Genomic DNA, 15,988 nt, shown 5'->3' with positions numbered 1-15,988 from the left:
TACAACATGAATACCAGATCAAACAAAATATTAAGGATAAGCCTGGTAGCTATCCTTCTGCAATGCTCGTATAGCTGTAAAAGGGATTTCCTTAAACCAGATCCGCTTTCTTTTTACGAGCCAAGCGTTACCTTTACCACCAAGCAGGGCTTGCTGGCGGCGGTAACATCGTGTAACCGTAACCTGTCGCACATGTGGTGCGGCGAGAACCCGCCCATACTTACCGACCTGCTTTTTACCGAAGTGGCGGTTAGCGGTATCACCGATAAATCGGGCCCGGCGCAGGATCTTAACGCGGTGATCACCCCAACATCAAACAATGATGATATTAACACTAATCACGTTAACTACTTTTGGAACGAAGGTTTTAAAGGGGTAAAATATGCCAATACCATTATATCTAACGTAGATAAGGTAGAGGGTCTTGATCCAACCCTGCACGATCAAATGCTGGGTATGGCTTATTTTCACCGCTCGTTCCGTTATTTAAACCTGGTATTTAATTTTGGCGATGTACCGCTGTTAACCAAAGAGGTTACCGTGCCGAAAACCAATTTCAAGTCGACCAAAATGTCGGTGATATTGGAAAAGATCACCACAGATATGGAGTTCGCCGTGGCCCACGTACCTGCTGTGGGCGATTTTGGTACCGTAACCAAAGGCGCCTGCCAGCAATTACTGATCAAGTGTTACCTGGCTACCGGGCAGTTTGATAAGGCGATATCAACCGCTAACGACCTGATCAACTCGTCGGGCTATTCGTTAATGACCAATACTTTTGGATCTTTTATTAATCCGGCACCTGTTGTACACCCAATAACCAATAATGTGATCTGGGACCTGCACCGCTGGCAAAATAAATCTATCGGTGCCAATAAAGAATCGATCATGACCATTGTTAACCGCGAGGATGATGCAGATACCCGCCAGGATATGTTCACCATGCGTAACGCTACCCCATATTACTCGGGTACAGGTTTACAACTCATCACTACACCAAGTGGTAAATCGGGTATGAGCTCAAGCTATACGGGCACCAATGCTAAAATAGATATCCGTAAAACCTATGGCAGGGGTATTGCCCACACCCGCGGTACCTGGTACAGCATGAAAGCGATTTGGGATGACCCCGCCGACCTGCGCCACAGTGAGGCCACGGGCAACTGGATGCGTATGGAAGATATGGTTTATAATAACCCAAGCTTATCAACCTCAAACCCACCCGATGTTTGGTACGGCAAAAACCTGCAGTTAAAAAATGCCGCAGGACAGATGCTGGTAACCGATACGGTGCGTACCTGGTTCGATTGGCCGCATTATAAGTTGTTTATAGAATCGCCACGTGCCGAAACACAGGATAACTATAACGGCGGTGCCGGCGACTGGTACATCTACCGTTTGGCCGAGACCTACCTGCTGCGTGCTGAAGCTTATATGTGGAAAGGCGATGCAGCATCGGCCGCTAATGATGTAAACACCATACGCAAACGCGCGCAGTGTACCAAACTGTATACCGCTGCCGAAATGACCATGGGCAAAGTAATGGACGAACGCGCCCGCGAGTTATATTATGAAGAACTGCGCCACATGGAACTAAGCCGCGTATCGTACATATACGCTACTACGCACAAATCTGACGAGTTTGGTAAAACCTATACCGTAGAGAACCTTTCTAAAGACAGCTACTGGTATAACCGCGTGATCACCTATAACGATTTTTATCGTAAAAATGTAAAGACCACCTATGGTACCACATTCACCATTAGCCCGTATCACCTGTTTTGGCCGATCCCACAGAAAGATATAGATGCGAACAGTTCCGGTAGGATAAACCAAAACTTCGGCTATTCAGGATATGCGAATAATCAGCCGCCTTATGCCACATTAGCAGAGGCATTGGCCGGCGAGAATTAAAATAGATACAAGTGTTCGGCCTGATGATCCGAATATCATCAGGCCGAACGATAAAGAAACACGCTTCTGTCGTGGTTTTGACAGAGAATATTTGGCCCCGGTGCTTAAATAATTCCTGTAATAATTGGTACGGGTACCCGCCCGGGGAACAAGCCTGGTAAGTGTTTACCAGGCTGTTCTTTTTATAAGGGTTGATGTTTAGATGATCTTCAGGCGCTCCTCTTCCAGGTCTATCTGGTATAATTGTATGCGGATGATATCTTCGTCAACGTTTGGGTCTTTGTTTAATTCGCTAAGATATTGGCGCTGGCTTTCCAATAGTTCCACAAATATCAGCTTGGTTTTTTCGTTCATCAAAACTTCGTCGCCCGCCTTCGATCGTTCTTCCCATTGCTTAATCATTTTTTCTATACCGGGATGATCAAGCAGTTCGTTTTCATGCTTATTCTTTAAAAATTTATAAATGTGTTGCTTCAAACCTTGCTTCATTTGCTTACGGGTAGCGTGTTCTGCTTCGTGGTTAGTGATGCCATCAAACACGTTCCAACGGGTGATAAAGTAGGGTAGGGTGAGGCCCTGTATCACTAAGGTAAGCAGGATAGCCACAAAGGTGATGAACAGGATCAGGTTGCGTTGGGGGAATTCGGTACCGTTATCCAGTGTTATAGGAATAGCCAATGCAGCCGCCAGCGATACCACGCCCCGCATGCCCGACCAGCCTAAAACAAGTGGCAGCAACCAGGTCCGGTTCCGGCGCCTTGCTCTCGGCGCTACGTTTGGCCTGAAGATAAATGTGGCCAGCATAGCCGCGTAGGCGCTGATCATACGGGCTAGGATAAGTATGGCGGTTACCAGTACACCGTAGCCAATAGCAGTACCTAAGGGGATATGCTTAGCGTGCAGGCCCTCTACAATTTCCGGTAGTTCAAGGCCGATGATGAGGAATACAATACCGTTCAATATAAACACAAAGCTTTCCCAAACGCTAAAGCCCTTGATGCGGCTTTCGCTGTTCAAAAACTCCAGTCGCCGGGCCGACATGAACAAGCCCCCGCTCACCACCGCCAGTACGCCCGAGCAATGTAACTGCTCGGCCACCCAGTACATAAAATAAGGTTCGATAAGGGTAAGGGCAATATCCGATGATGCATCGGTAGGCAGGCGCTTATGTGCTTTTACAAATATTAGCGCTATCAGTAAGCCTACACCAACGCCGCCAATTACCATCCACAAAAAACTCATGGCTGCCTGCTGCCATATAAACTGGCCCGTACCAACGGCAACCAGCGCAAAGCGAAAGATGATAAGCGATGAGGCATCATTCAATAAACTTTCACCTTCCAGTATGGCCGAGGTAGAGCGTGGGATCTTCACAAAACTGGTGATGGCCCCGGTGCTCACGGCGTCGGGCGGGGCTACTATGCCACCTAATAAAAAACCTAATGCAATGGAAAAGCCGGGGATATAATGATTGGCGATGACGGCTACAGACAATGCCGTAAAAAACACCACCAAAAAAGCGAAACTGCCTATGATGCGCCACCACTTTTTCATTTCTTTAAAAGAGATGGTCCACGATGCTTCGAACAACAGGGGCGGCAGGAAGATGAAGAAGATCAGATCCGGATTTATCCTAACCGCCGGTAAGCCGGGTATAAAACTTACCAGCAAACCGGCTACAACCAGTAATATGGGATAAGCTATTTTTAATTTATTCGCCCACATTTCTAAAAGCACTACAGCGGCTATCATGGCGAGTAAAAAAGGTAGAATGGTATGCATGGTATTAGTATAGGCTGAAAAGGGATGTAAACGACGTTTCTAAAATAGGGAAAATATAAAATACCCGGGGCTTGCAATGTCGTTACTGCTTTTTATGTCGCAATTGCCCCCTTGTTTGTCCTGTTCGCACTTGGCGCGGGCAGCTGCGGTGCTTAATTTTGTTATATAAAAATTAAACAAACTTATGAAAGCGAAGATCACACCATTCCTGCTGTTTAAGGATGAGGCCGAGGCAGCAGCCAATTTTTATGTATCGGTATTTAACGGAAAGTTGTTGAAGGTTGATACGTACCCCGAAGGCACACCCATGCCGGCTGGTACGGTACTGACCGCGACCTTTGAAATATTAGGCATGACCATGACCGCCCTAAACTGGGGTATGGAAGCCAAATATTTAGAAACCATCTCCTTTGCTATTGAACCTGAAACCCAGGAGGAGGTTGATTATTACTGGAATGCCCTGATAGCTGACAGCGGCGAAGAAGGCCCTTGCAGTTGGTTGAAGGACAAATACGGCGTATCGTGGCAGGTGGCACCCGAAATACTTCCCCGCCTGATGAGCGATCCGGATCCGAAAAAGGCATCGGCAGTAATGCAGGCCATGATGAAAATGAAGAAGATCATTATTAAAGATATACAGGCAGCTTACGATAATGCCTGATCAAAGGTCAAATAAAAAAAGGAGGGTGTCTCAAAAGGTCCCCCTCTTTTTTTATTTACAAAACCGGAAGCGCTGAACAGATCACTTGCCTTATTTTAGTTGAAGTATGCGACCTGAAATTAAATCTTAAAAATATTTTTAGTATGATGTCCAATTGGTGTTACCTCAGGCATTATTGAGGTATAAAACAAAATTAACATCAATAAAAATGGAATCAAGAATCAATTTTTTCGAAAAAGGTGCAAACGCTATGAAGGCGATGTACGGTTTAGGGGCTTACCTTGCTAAATCGCCGGTTGAACAAAAACTGCTGCATTTGCTTTACTTCCGTGTATCACAAATAAATGGTTGTGCCTATTGCCTGGATATGCATTCAAAAGACCTGCGCGCTGCCGGTGAAACAGAGCAACGCCTGTATATGCTGGATGCCTGGCGCGAGGGAACGGTATATACCAACCGTGAGCGCGCCGCCCTTGCTTTTGCCGAGGGGATTACCAAAACCCATGTTAGTGATGAGGTTTATGCCGCCGCTGCAACCGAATTTACAGAACAGGAATTGGTGGACTTGACGGTAGCTATTATAACCATTAATAGTTATAATCGCATTAACATCGCGTTTCAAACTCCTGCAGGCGATTATAAACCCGGACAGTTTAAATCGTAACTACAAGTTTAACAGGATTAGTTATAAATTCACACATTAATAAACAGCAAGACCATGGATCATAATAACGAGTTTGTTTTTTTATTCCGTCAGCCGGCTTTAAACCACAGCCCGGAAAAGCAAAAGGAAATTAACAAAAAATGGATGGACTGGATTGGCGGTATCGCCGCGCAGGGCAAAATAGCAGCCAATGGCATGCACTTAACTCCGGGCGGCGCCGTTTTAAAAGCCGGCGGGGTAGTTACCGATGGCCCTTTTGTAGAGATCAGGGAAATACTAGGCGGCTTTATTGTAGTTAAAGCCGATACCCTGGACGATGCCATTACCATGGCACATGGCTGCCCGGCTTTTGATGAGGGAGGCAGTGTAGAGATCAGGACCGCATTTCCCGAATAACCGATTATAACCCCGGCAGCGTTTACCAGCCGGGGTTAAATAAACAAAATGGAACAATACCAGGCCGCGATAAAGCATTTATTTAAGCAGGAGTTTGCCAAAATGGTAGCGGTGATCAGCAAGCTATATGGCTTGCAGTATATTGAAATTGCCGAAGACATTGTTACCGAAACTTTTTTAGTGGCTACCGAAACCTGGGAACATAAAGGTATCCCGCTTAACCCGGCTGCCTGGTTATATACCGTGGCCAAACAAAAAACGCTGCAGCATTTCAGGCGCGATAAAATATACAATGAAAAGGTATTACCGCAGTTAAGCTTGCAGCAAACGGAGCACGAAGAAATATCCGAATTGAACTTCTCTTACCAAAATATTAAGGATAGCCAGTTGCAAATGCTTTTTGCTATATGCACACCGGCAATTGCCAGCGAGGCGCAGATAGGCCTGGCTTTACGCATCCTTTGCGGTTTTGGGATCGATGAAATTGCCGAGGCGTTTTTATCTAACAAAGAAACGATCAATAAACGTTTATTCCGCGCTAAGGAAAAATTACGCAATGAAAAGATACAACTTGAGTTTCCGCCCGAAAACGAGATAGCCGGGCGGTTGGCTAATGTGCTGCATGTTATTTACCTGCTTTTTAGCGAAGGCTATTATTCTAAAACCCAAAATGAGATATTGCGTAAGGATCTGTGCATTGAAGCTTTGCGCTTAGGTTTAATGCTAACCGATTACGATAAAACCAATTTGCCTAAAACCAACGCCCTGGTAGCGCTCATGTGTTTCCACGCCTCGCGGTTTAATGCGCGCCAGGCCGGCGCGGAAGCGCTGATACTTTATGCGCAACAGGATACCGCGCTTTGGGATAAGCAATTGATCAACCAGGGGATCCATTTCTTAAACTTATCTGCACAGGGGACCGAGGTTACCTCGTATCACCTGGAAGCGCGTATTGCCTATTGGCATAGCAGACAGGAAGATACTCCCGAAAAATGGGGAAGCATTTTGCAACTATATAACCGGCTATTGCTTATCAATTACTCGCCCATTGTTGCGCTTAACCGTACTTACGCGTTGTATAAAGCCAATGGCCCACAGGAAGCATTGCCCGAAGCGGAGAAGCTAAAACTGGAACATATCCATTTTTATCACCTGTTACTGGGCGAACTTTATAAAAGCACCGATAAGGAAAAGACAAAAAGTAGTTATGAAAAAGCTAAAGCTTTAGCCAAAACCCAGGCAGAGAAGCAGGGCATACAAGATAAGATCGACCAGCTTATACGATAAGTTCAAGCAGAGGTTGTTCACCTGATTGACACTGTAATGTTTTTTTCGAATAGATATATTCGGGTATAAAGAACAATCGATTGTTTTTTATATTTTGCATCATGAAAAAATATCTGTCGATATTTGGCCTTTGGTTTTGTCAAATGCTGACATTTGCCAGCGTCGTCACATTAGCCAAAGATCGCATCGTTGTAGCGCAGGATGGCAGCGGCGATTATCGAACCGTGCAAACTGCTATCAATGCTGTACCTGATCACAGTACCCGCACCATTACTATCTTTATAAAAAAGGGAACCTATAAGGAAAAGATCACCTTGCCGGAAGCTAAAACAAATGTAACCCTGGTAGGCGAAAGCCGCGATGAAACCATTATCACTTACGATGATTTTGCCTCTAAGCCCGATAGCGCGGGCAAAAATATCGGTACATCGGGATCATCAAGCTTTTTTGTTTACGGGAACGATTTTACGGCGGTCAACCTCACCTTTCAAAACTCGGCGGGGCCGGTAGGGCAGGCCGTGGCTATGCGGGTAACGGGCACCCGGGCTTATTTTCAAAATTGCCGCTTCTTAGGTTTTCAGGATACGCTTTATACGCATGGCTTCGGCACGGTTGAACTTTACAGGGGCTGCTACATAGAGGGTACGGTCGATTTTATTTTCGGCGCGGCGACGGCCTGGTTTGAGGATTGTTCTATCTTTTGTAAACGGGGAGGCGGCTATATCAGCGCCGCGGCTACGCCTGATACGGTTAAATATGGATATGTATTTTACAACTGCCATATTTCAGGCGATGTACCTGCCCATTCCGTTTACCTCGGCCGTCCCTGGAGGCCTTATGCCAAAACGGTTTACATTCAATGCGATCTGGGCGACCGTATCATTCCCGCTGCCTGGATGGAGTGGAGTAATAAGGACAATAAAGCGACAACCTACTATGCGCGTTATAACAATAAGGGCGATAAGGAGTTGAGCCCGCCAACTTGGACGCACATGCTTACCGATAAGGAAGCAAAGCAATACCAGCGCGCGCAGGTGCTGGGCGATTGGGATCCGCGGTTTATTAAATAGCTTTATAAACCGGGCAAATGTTAAATAATACCATTATCTGAATACACGGTAATAGTATTAAATTTAGATTTGATAAATGGCGCACCATAAACATAAATATCTGCTGCTTGCCTTACTGTTGATAACAATTACAGTATTCGCGCAGCCCAAGGCCATTGTAGAGCATTATTCTACAGATGACGGGCTGTCGCACGTGGCGGTAAACTGTATAATCAAAGATCAGCAGGGGTTTATGTGGTTCTCTACCTGGAACGGGATCAACCGCTTTGATGGCAGCCGCTTTATTTCCTATAAATCCGTCCCGGGCGACCGCTCACCGCTGAAGAATGACCGCATAGACGCGATAGTTGACGGCGACGTTGACCACTTATGGTTGAAAAGTTACGACAGCCAGATCTACAGTTTTAATAAGGCCAGCGGGAAGATATCGCCGTTAAACACGGTCTTCCCGGCAGCCATACGGGCTAAGCTTAAATTTAAAAATGTACTTGCATCCAACGATGGACAATTGTGGTTGGAATCGGCCGGTTTGGGCATATTTTATTTCCCCGATGCTTATAATACCCCCGCCAACTATACCCGGTATTATAGCGGACGTAACGCAGACAGGTGGATCGCTTCAAACGATATCAATTTTTTCCATATCGATCATAATCAAAATGTTTGGATAGGTACTGCCGGTGGACTAACACTACTGAAAAAAGAAAGGGACTCTTTTCAGCCGGCCAGCCAGGTAGTTAAAAATGACCCGGTTACCGATATTACCGAGGGGGACCGCTTTTTATATACGGTAAGTGCCGGTGGGCAGCTTTATGTAACTGATAAGCATACCGGCCATACCATTGTAAAACGCATTGCAAACTCCCGGATCAATAATACCCTCATCTCCCGGAAGCGGGATGTTTTGTATGCCTCGGGATCCGATGGAGATCTATTTGAATGCGATCTGCAAAACTTCGCGGTAAGGAAGATCGCGAAAGCCTCAGCAGAGATATTCACCCTGTTTGAAGACAGCAAAGGCAGTTTATGGATAGAACCGGCCAAAGAAGGCGTGCTTCGTTACGATCCGCAAAGTGGGGCGTTAAAATTTTATAGCCAGCTTACAGATGCTAACTCAAGGTTTATCGGGAACCATTACCAGGTGTTTGAAGACAAGAACGGGCTGGTATGGATAGCTATGAAGAAGGGCGGCTTTGGTTATTATGATACGGCAAAGGACCAGGTTCTTTATTTTTTTGATGATCCAAACGACCCGAACCGTAAATTCTCTAACAATGTAGCCCATTGGTATTACGACCCTGCCGGTGTATTATGGCTGGTAACCAACGAACATGAGTTGGAAAAAGTTGTTTTCCAGCAAAGTAACTTTCAGCAATATAAGCTTGAAACACACGGACGGTTTAAATCTGAAAACGATGTGCGAGGCCTTGCTGTAGACCGGAAGGGGCGCATATGGGTAGGCACCAAGGGTAATAAGCTTTATGTTTTACAAAATGGCAATAAACTAAGCAACGTATTTACCAACGAGCCGGCAAGCGGGTTGGGGCAGGTTTATACCATTACACCCGATTCGGGCGGCGCGGTGTGGATGGGCACCAAAAGTAACGGCTTGTATAAGGCCGAACCGGTTAACGCTGATGGAACCACTTACAAGCTGATCCACTATCAGGCTGATGATAATGATAAGCACAGTATATCCAGTAATCAGATCTATACCGTTTTGCAGGATAGCCGTGGCCGGATATGGGCCGGTAGCTTTGATGGCGGACTGAACCTGTTTGTTTCGAACGGAGGAGCGGCACACTTTGTACGCCAGGCCGATTTACTGAAAGGCGTACCGCAGGGGGCTTTTAATAAAATAAGAAAAATGTCGCTGGATGGTGCCGGGAATATTTGGGTGGCCACTACCGATGGCATAATGGTGATCCAGGCCCAGTCAGATCAGTTGCCATTCCGGGCGAAAACTTATAGTAAGGTAGCCGGCGATATTACCAGCCTTGGCAGTAACGATGTGCAATACGTTTACCGCGACGACAAAAATACCATGTGGCTGGGCACATCAGGCGGCGGGCTGAGTAAAGCTATGGGGAACGATCCGCTGAATAGCCTGAAGTTTCAAAACTATACATCCCGCGATGGCTTGTTTAACGATTATATCGTGAGCCTTGCCAGCGATGCGGATGATAACCTGTGGCTCGCTTCGCAAACAGGTTTAACCCGCTTCAACCCCTCATCGGGCGAGTTTCGTACTTACGATAGTTCAGATGGGATCCCGCGGACGGTGTTTTCAGAGTCGGCCTGTATAAAAATGCCGCAGAGCGGTATTGTTTTTGGTACCATGAGCGGCTTGCTCTCCTTTGATCCGGAACAACTGACCGATCAGCGCATTTTTGGCCGGATAGTTTTTACAAATGTACAGGTCAACAACCAGGATATCGCCCTGCTGGATAATAGCTCGCTGTTAGCTCACCAGGTTAACGAGTTGGAATCGCTGCAGCTTAAATATGATCAAAGCACCGTTAGCTTTGACTACACGGTTTTGGATTATCGTTCGGGCAATAAGCAAAACTATATGTTCAGGCTTGCCGGTTTTGATACCGTTTGGCGAAGCAGCCGCGGGTTTCAACGGACAACGTATACCAATCTGCCTCCCGGGCAATATAAATTTGAAATGAAGTGTGTTAGTCCCGGTCTTTACACTAACACGCCTTACCGAAGCCTCATTATTAATATTTTGCCGCCGCCCTGGCTTACCTGGTGGGCTTACCTGCTATATTTTGCCGTTGCAGTGGTCATTTTTGTATTGATCAGGAAGAATACGCTAACCATGCTGCGGTTGCGGCAAAGTATTGCTGTAGAGCAGCATATCGCCACTTTAAAAACAACGTTCTTTACCAATATCTCGCACGAATTGCGTACGCCGCTTACCCTCATCATTAACCCGATAACGGCCATAGCGGAAACCGAAAACCTGAGCGAAAATGGTAAGGAATATATTTCCATTGTACAGAAGAACGCTTCCCGTATCATGCGGTTCATTAACCAATTGCTCGATTTGCGTAAGGTGCAAAGCGGCAAAGCTGTAATGAATTACCAGCAGATAGAACTGATTGGGTTTATAAAGGATGTTGGCAGCTATTTTGCCGAAATTGCTAAGGAAAAAAATATCTCTCAAACGCTTAACAGCAACGTAAATGAGATCACCTGCCGCATTGATCCCGAAAAAATAGACATTGTGCTTTATAATATATTGGCTAATGCCTACAAATTTTCGCCGCCGGGTAAGCATATTGATATTGATGTATACGCGAAGGACGAAATAATTAAAATACTTATCTCGGACGAGGCCGGTGGCGTACCGCCCGATAATTTGAATGACCTGTTCAAACTGTTTTACGAGGGCGACCACCATCATCAAAAAGGTTCGGGCATCGGTTTGGCTTTATCGAAGGAAATGATTGCCCTGCACGAAGGTAAAATATGGGCCGACAACAATTATAAGGGCGGGCTTACCATCAGCATTGAACTGAAGAATATTAACGTTGTTGCTGCCCCGGTCATCGCGCCGGTCGAGCCGGCTTTGGCTACAGAAATGACCCTGGATGAAGCAATAGCTGATGTGGTTGAACACATGGAAGAGCATACCGGTAAGGAACAGATATTGCTTGTAGAAGATAATGCTGACCTGCGGGCATTCCTGCGTTTGCAAATTGATAATAAATATCGCCTGGAAACAGCCGAAGATGGCATTAAAGGTTTGGAACAGGCCCGGAAATTACTGCCCGACCTGATCATCAGCGATATTATGATGCCCGGAATGGATGGCATTACCATGCTGGAACAACTGAAGAATGATGAAACCACCAGCCATATCCCGGTAATCCTGCTTTCGGCAAAGCAGGCGGTTGAAGACCAGATACAAGGGCTACGCTATGGTGCCGATGCTTATATTACCAAGCCGTTCAATAATAACTTTTTAATCGCGACGATAGATAATATCATCGCTAAACGTAAATTATACTTCCAGTCTATCACCGGCGAAAAGCAGGCAATGGATATCAGCCCAAGTCCTGTGGTTATCACATCGCACGATGAATCCTTTTTGAAAAAACTGATAGGGATAGTAGAAGGTGGTATGCCCGACCCCGACTTTAATATCGACGCGGTAGCCGCCTTAATGAATATGAGCCGATCGCCGTTTTATAAAAAAATAAAGAGCCTTACCGGCTTAGCCCCCGTAGAGTTTATCCGTGAGATGCGCTTAAAACGCGCCCGGCAATATATGGACGCCGGCGAGACCGTAGTGAGCGATATTGCCTGTAAAGTGGGCTTTTATAACGTGAAATATTTTAGCACCTGCTTCAAAGATAAATTTGAAAAATCTCCGTCCGACTATATAAAAGGTATTCACGAATTGAGTATGGATAGTACACGGCCGTACTAATCAAATCAATTTTTAAACCTTTTAAACCAATTTTTAATCCCGCCGAAAAGCCATTTTCCTTAGGTTTGTTATTGTTGATACAATCGATTGCAGGATTTGGTTTTCTAAGTCAACTGCAATAAACCAATTATTTAACCTTGCCGGTATATAAACCAATACAGGCGCCTAAAACTTCGTTGTTATATGAGAAAAGCTTTACTTTTTTTCATGCCGCTGCCTATGCTGCATTTTGTTAGTGCGCTGCACAAACCCCCATTGATCTTCCGTACGTCCGTTATCCTTGTAAGTACATAGGGAGATAACCATCATCTCGCGGCCCAAACCATAGCACCTTATTTAATAAACCATTTATAAAACCTATTAATTATGAATTTTTTTACTCAATTGCTAACCGGCTCCCAACACCGGCATCAAAAAACTCAACGCATAAGGAGGCGCTTTTTATTAAGCGTGGCCTTTGTTTTAATGATGGTTGCGCAGGTATTTGCGCAGGCAGATAAAACAGTAAGCGGTACCGTGCGCGATGAACAGGGGCAAACCTTGCCCGGCGTTAGTGTAAGCCTTAAAGGCACAAGTAACGGCACCCTTACTGATGTTAACGGGCATTATACTTTAAAAATTAGTAACCCGCAGGGCATCCTGGTGTTTTCCTTTGTAGGCTATACCAGCAGCGAAGTGGGTATCAGCGGTCGTACTACCGTTAATGTATCGATGAAGGAAACCATCCAAAACCTGAATGAGGTAGTGGTTATTGGTTACGGTACCGTAAAAAAACGCGACCTGACCGGTGCTGTTTCGTCAGTTAGCGGAAAGGATATCGCGGCCGTACCGGTAGCCAACGTGGCGCAGGCCATGCAGGGTAAATTACCAGGTGTAAATATCACCTCGCAGGACGGCCGTCCGGGTGGCGGCATCAACATTCGTGTACGCGGCGGGAGTTCTATTTCGCAAAGTAACCAGGCGCTGATACTGATTGATGGTATCCCGGGTAACTTAAGCGATATCCCCGGCGACCAGGTGGAGAGCATTGATGTGTTAAAGGATGCGTCATCAACAGCCATTTACGGTTCGCGTGGTGCTAACGGTGTGGTTTTGGTTACCACAAAAACGGCAAAGGCCGGCAAAACAACGGTGAGTTACAATGGCTATGCTAAAATTAATACCCCAATTAAATATTTAGAAGCTTTAAGTCCTTACGAATACTTAAAATATGTATGGGCTAACGCTGCTGCCAACGCGGCCGCTTATCAAACACCGTTTGAGCAGTTGTATGGCCTTGGTGCCAACGCGGGCAGCAATACGGGCGGTATAGAAAGTTATCGCAACCTGGCAACAAATGATATCCAGAAGCAAGCTTATAAGCAATCCGTATCATGGAACCACTCTCTTACGGTTGCCGGTGGTACAGAAAAAACAAAGGTGTTGTTTAATGCCACCTACTTAGATGATGAGGGGATGAAACTGCGGTCGTATCAACGCCGTGCAACAGCGCAATTGAAGATAAACCAAAAGTTGTACGATAATGTTCAGTTTGATATAAACACCCGCTACTCAAACACCCCAACCATGGGCGATGAGAGCGTAAGCAGCGGCGGCGGGTCGATACTTTCGTCGGCATATCAATTCCGCCCTATCGCTACTAACCAAATTTTAGGCAATCTGGGCGCTTTAACTGCCAGTAATAACATATCGCAATACGGAAAAAATGTTTTGTGGGATAATTACAACCCCGTAAACCGTATTGCCGATTACGAACCGCTTACACTCTCTCAAAACTTTGTGGGCATAGCCTCATTAAACTGGGAGATAATTAAAGGCTTAACCTACCATACCGATTTTAGCGGTAACGGCTCATGGGGGCAGCGCAAATATTGGTCGGGGGCCATTTATAATGGCGGCTTTACCGATGACGCTACAGGGAATAAATTGTATGCCGGTAACGTCGACTATCGTAAAAGCGATAGCTGGGGCATGCGCTGGGCAAATACTTTAAATTACGAGTTCGTCATCAACAACGATCATAAAATAAACGTTTTGGCCGGTACCGAGTTTTCTAACTCGGGCGGCACGGGCCTTTCTGTGCAGGCAAACCACTTTCCATCAAATTACACCAAGGAAACTGCCTTTGCCCAAATTAACCAGTACGATAAGACGGCCGGTTCCATCACTACTTCATCAAGCGTAAATACGCCAGACCGCCTTAACTCATACTTCGGCCGTTTGATGTATAGCTTTATGGATAAATACTTACTGACCGGTACATTCCGCGCAGATGGATCTTCTAAATTTAATCCTAATAATCGCTGGGGATACTTCCCGGGCGGCGCATTCGCCTGGAGGGTATCACAGGAAAACTTCCTGAAGAATGTAAACTGGGTGAACGATCTGAAGCTGCGTGTATCATACGGTACGGTGGGTAACAACAATATCCCTTCGGGCGTAACCACACAATCATGGGGTGCAGTAACCGATGCCCGCGCGCAGTACGAAAGCAATCACCAGCTTTTGGCTGCTTACCAGTTAAGCACACCCAGCATCTTGTCTAATCCGAACCTGAAATGGGAAACTTCCCTAACACGCAATATCGGTACTGATTTTACGCTGTTTGGCGAAAAATTGTCGGGCACGGTTGATGTTTACTGGAATACAACCAAAGACCTGTTGCTGCAAACATCGGTTACAGGTATTACCGGTTTCACCTACGCTTATGCCAATATTGGACAGGTAAGCAACAAGGGTGTCGAGATATCGCTTTTAGGCACCGTATTTAAAAATAAAGACTGGAGAGTAACGGCCGGCGGCAACATCAACTTTAATAGAAACAATGTAGATAAGCTTGCAGATAACGTAACAGGCCTTTACGGTTCGGCATGGAATGGCAGCGCGACTTATCCGGCGTCTGATTATCAGTTGGTAGTAGGGCGTCCGGTTGGTTTGATTCGTGGTTTGGTTTATGATGGTTTTTACACGCCTAACGATTTTAATTATAACAACGGCCTGTATACGCTTAAGGCAGGTGTGCCCGATCTTACAACTTCTTCGGGAGGTGTTACGCACGGTATTAATACCGGTACCGACCGTCCGACAGGACAGATCGCTTACCCCGGCTTGCCGAAGTATAAAGACATTAACGGCGATGGTAAGATAGATGATAAGGACTTAGGCATTATTGCTAACACTTCGCCTAAGTTTACAGGGGGCTTTAACGTTAGGGTTAGTTATAAAAATATCGATATGGGGCTGAATTTTAATTACAGCTACGGTAACGACGTATTTAACGCTAATAAGCTGTTGTCGTTATATGGCCCTAAGGAAGCAGGCGTATATCAGAACAAGCTTGCCTTTATGGCCAATTCGTACAAAATATATAATGTGGTTAACGGTGCGCTGGTGCGCTTAAAAACACCAGATGAATTTAACGCGGCAAATACCAATGCCAGCTATCCTTTATCGTATAGCGAAACCGGGGTTACATCAACCCTGGGCATCGAAAAGGGTTCGTACCTGCGTTTAAATACCTTAACTTTAGGGTATACGCTGCCAAAATCGGTATTAGCAAGCGCGCATTTAAGCAACCTGCGTATATACGGTAGTGTTTATAATTTAATGACGATAACCGGTTACAGCGGCCTCGATCCGGAAGTTGGAACTAATGATAATGCCAACAACGCGGTTTATCCTACACCTGGGTTCGACTATGGCGCTTATCCGCGTGCCCGTTCGTTTGTATTTGGTGTAAACCTTAACTTTTAATTATTAAAAACACAAAA

The 15,988-nt window shown here is 45.7% G+C and carries 9 protein-coding genes; 8 read left to right on the top strand and 1 reads right to left on the bottom strand.

The window, feature by feature from the left end:
• The first annotated feature begins 6 nt into the window (after positions 1-6).
• Entirely contained in the window at positions 7-1,914 is a 1,908-nt protein-coding gene (locus HQ865_RS13320) for a RagB/SusD family nutrient uptake outer membrane protein (protein ID WP_173415365.1), read from the top strand.
• A gap of 198 nt (positions 1,915-2,112) precedes the next feature.
• Here HQ865_RS13320 and HQ865_RS13315 read toward each other — a convergent pair whose 3' ends face one another.
• The gene (locus HQ865_RS13315; protein WP_173415364.1) at positions 2,113-3,696 is read right to left on the bottom strand and encodes a Na+/H+ antiporter; all 1,584 of its coding nucleotides are present in this window, start codon (positions 3,694-3,696) and stop codon (positions 2,113-2,115) included.
• A 184-nt stretch (positions 3,697-3,880) separates the two neighbouring features.
• On the opposite strand from HQ865_RS13315, the gene HQ865_RS13310 reads away from it, so the two are divergent.
• From HQ865_RS13310 to HQ865_RS13280, 7 genes are all read left to right on the top strand, one after another.
• On the top strand, positions 3,881-4,357 hold the full coding sequence (locus HQ865_RS13310; RefSeq protein ID WP_173415363.1) for a VOC family protein: 477 nt from the start codon (positions 3,881-3,883) through the stop codon (positions 4,355-4,357).
• A gap of 208 nt (positions 4,358-4,565) precedes the next feature.
• Positions 4,566-5,021, top strand: coding sequence for a carboxymuconolactone decarboxylase family protein (locus HQ865_RS13305; RefSeq protein WP_173415362.1), 456 nt, complete (start codon positions 4,566-4,568; stop codon positions 5,019-5,021).
• Between the two features lie 54 nt (positions 5,022-5,075).
• Positions 5,076-5,417, top strand: a complete 342-nt coding sequence (locus HQ865_RS13300; RefSeq protein ID WP_173415361.1) for a YciI family protein — start codon at positions 5,076-5,078, stop codon at positions 5,415-5,417.
• A 48-nt stretch (positions 5,418-5,465) separates the two neighbouring features.
• A complete protein-coding gene (locus HQ865_RS13295) occupies positions 5,466-6,704 on the top strand; it encodes an RNA polymerase sigma factor (RefSeq protein ID WP_173415360.1) in 1,239 nt (412 codons plus the stop codon).
• Between the two features lie 101 nt (positions 6,705-6,805).
• A complete protein-coding gene (locus HQ865_RS13290; RefSeq protein ID WP_173415359.1) occupies positions 6,806-7,774 on the top strand; it encodes a pectinesterase family protein in 969 nt (322 codons plus the stop codon).
• 76 nt (positions 7,775-7,850) lie between these two features.
• Positions 7,851-12,218, top strand: coding sequence for a hybrid sensor histidine kinase/response regulator transcription factor (locus HQ865_RS13285; protein ID WP_173415358.1), 4,368 nt, complete (start codon positions 7,851-7,853; stop codon positions 12,216-12,218).
• Between the two features lie 366 nt (positions 12,219-12,584).
• Entirely contained in the window at positions 12,585-15,971 is a 3,387-nt protein-coding gene (locus HQ865_RS13280; protein ID WP_202020380.1) for a SusC/RagA family TonB-linked outer membrane protein, read from the top strand.
• Positions 15,972-15,988 lie beyond the last annotated feature (17 nt).

The sequence above is a fragment of the Mucilaginibacter mali genome (genome assembly GCF_013283875.1).
Lineage (GTDB): Bacteria > Bacteroidota > Bacteroidia > Sphingobacteriales > Sphingobacteriaceae > Mucilaginibacter > Mucilaginibacter mali.
Note: the sequence above shows the minus strand (reverse complement) of the source record. Positions and strands in the feature narration are given on the sequence as shown.

Excerpts from the sequence above, each read along its gene's own strand:
- HQ865_RS13320 (WP_173415365.1), top strand. The coding sequence starts at position 7 with ATGAATACCAGATCAAACAAAATATTAAGGATAAGCCTGGTAGCTATC.
- HQ865_RS13315 (WP_173415364.1), bottom strand. The coding sequence starts at position 3,696 with ATGCATACCATTCTACCTTTTTTACTCGCCATGATAGCCGCTGTAGTG.
- HQ865_RS13310 (WP_173415363.1), top strand. The coding sequence starts at position 3,881 with ATGAAAGCGAAGATCACACCATTCCTGCTGTTTAAGGATGAGGCCGAG.
- HQ865_RS13305 (WP_173415362.1), top strand. The coding sequence starts at position 4,566 with ATGGAATCAAGAATCAATTTTTTCGAAAAAGGTGCAAACGCTATGAAG.
- HQ865_RS13300 (WP_173415361.1), top strand. The coding sequence starts at position 5,076 with ATGGATCATAATAACGAGTTTGTTTTTTTATTCCGTCAGCCGGCTTTA.
- HQ865_RS13295 (WP_173415360.1), top strand. The coding sequence starts at position 5,466 with ATGGAACAATACCAGGCCGCGATAAAGCATTTATTTAAGCAGGAGTTT.
- HQ865_RS13290 (WP_173415359.1), top strand. The coding sequence starts at position 6,806 with ATGAAAAAATATCTGTCGATATTTGGCCTTTGGTTTTGTCAAATGCTG.
- HQ865_RS13285 (WP_173415358.1), top strand. The coding sequence starts at position 7,851 with ATGGCGCACCATAAACATAAATATCTGCTGCTTGCCTTACTGTTGATA.
- HQ865_RS13280 (WP_202020380.1), top strand. The coding sequence starts at position 12,585 with ATGAATTTTTTTACTCAATTGCTAACCGGCTCCCAACACCGGCATCAA.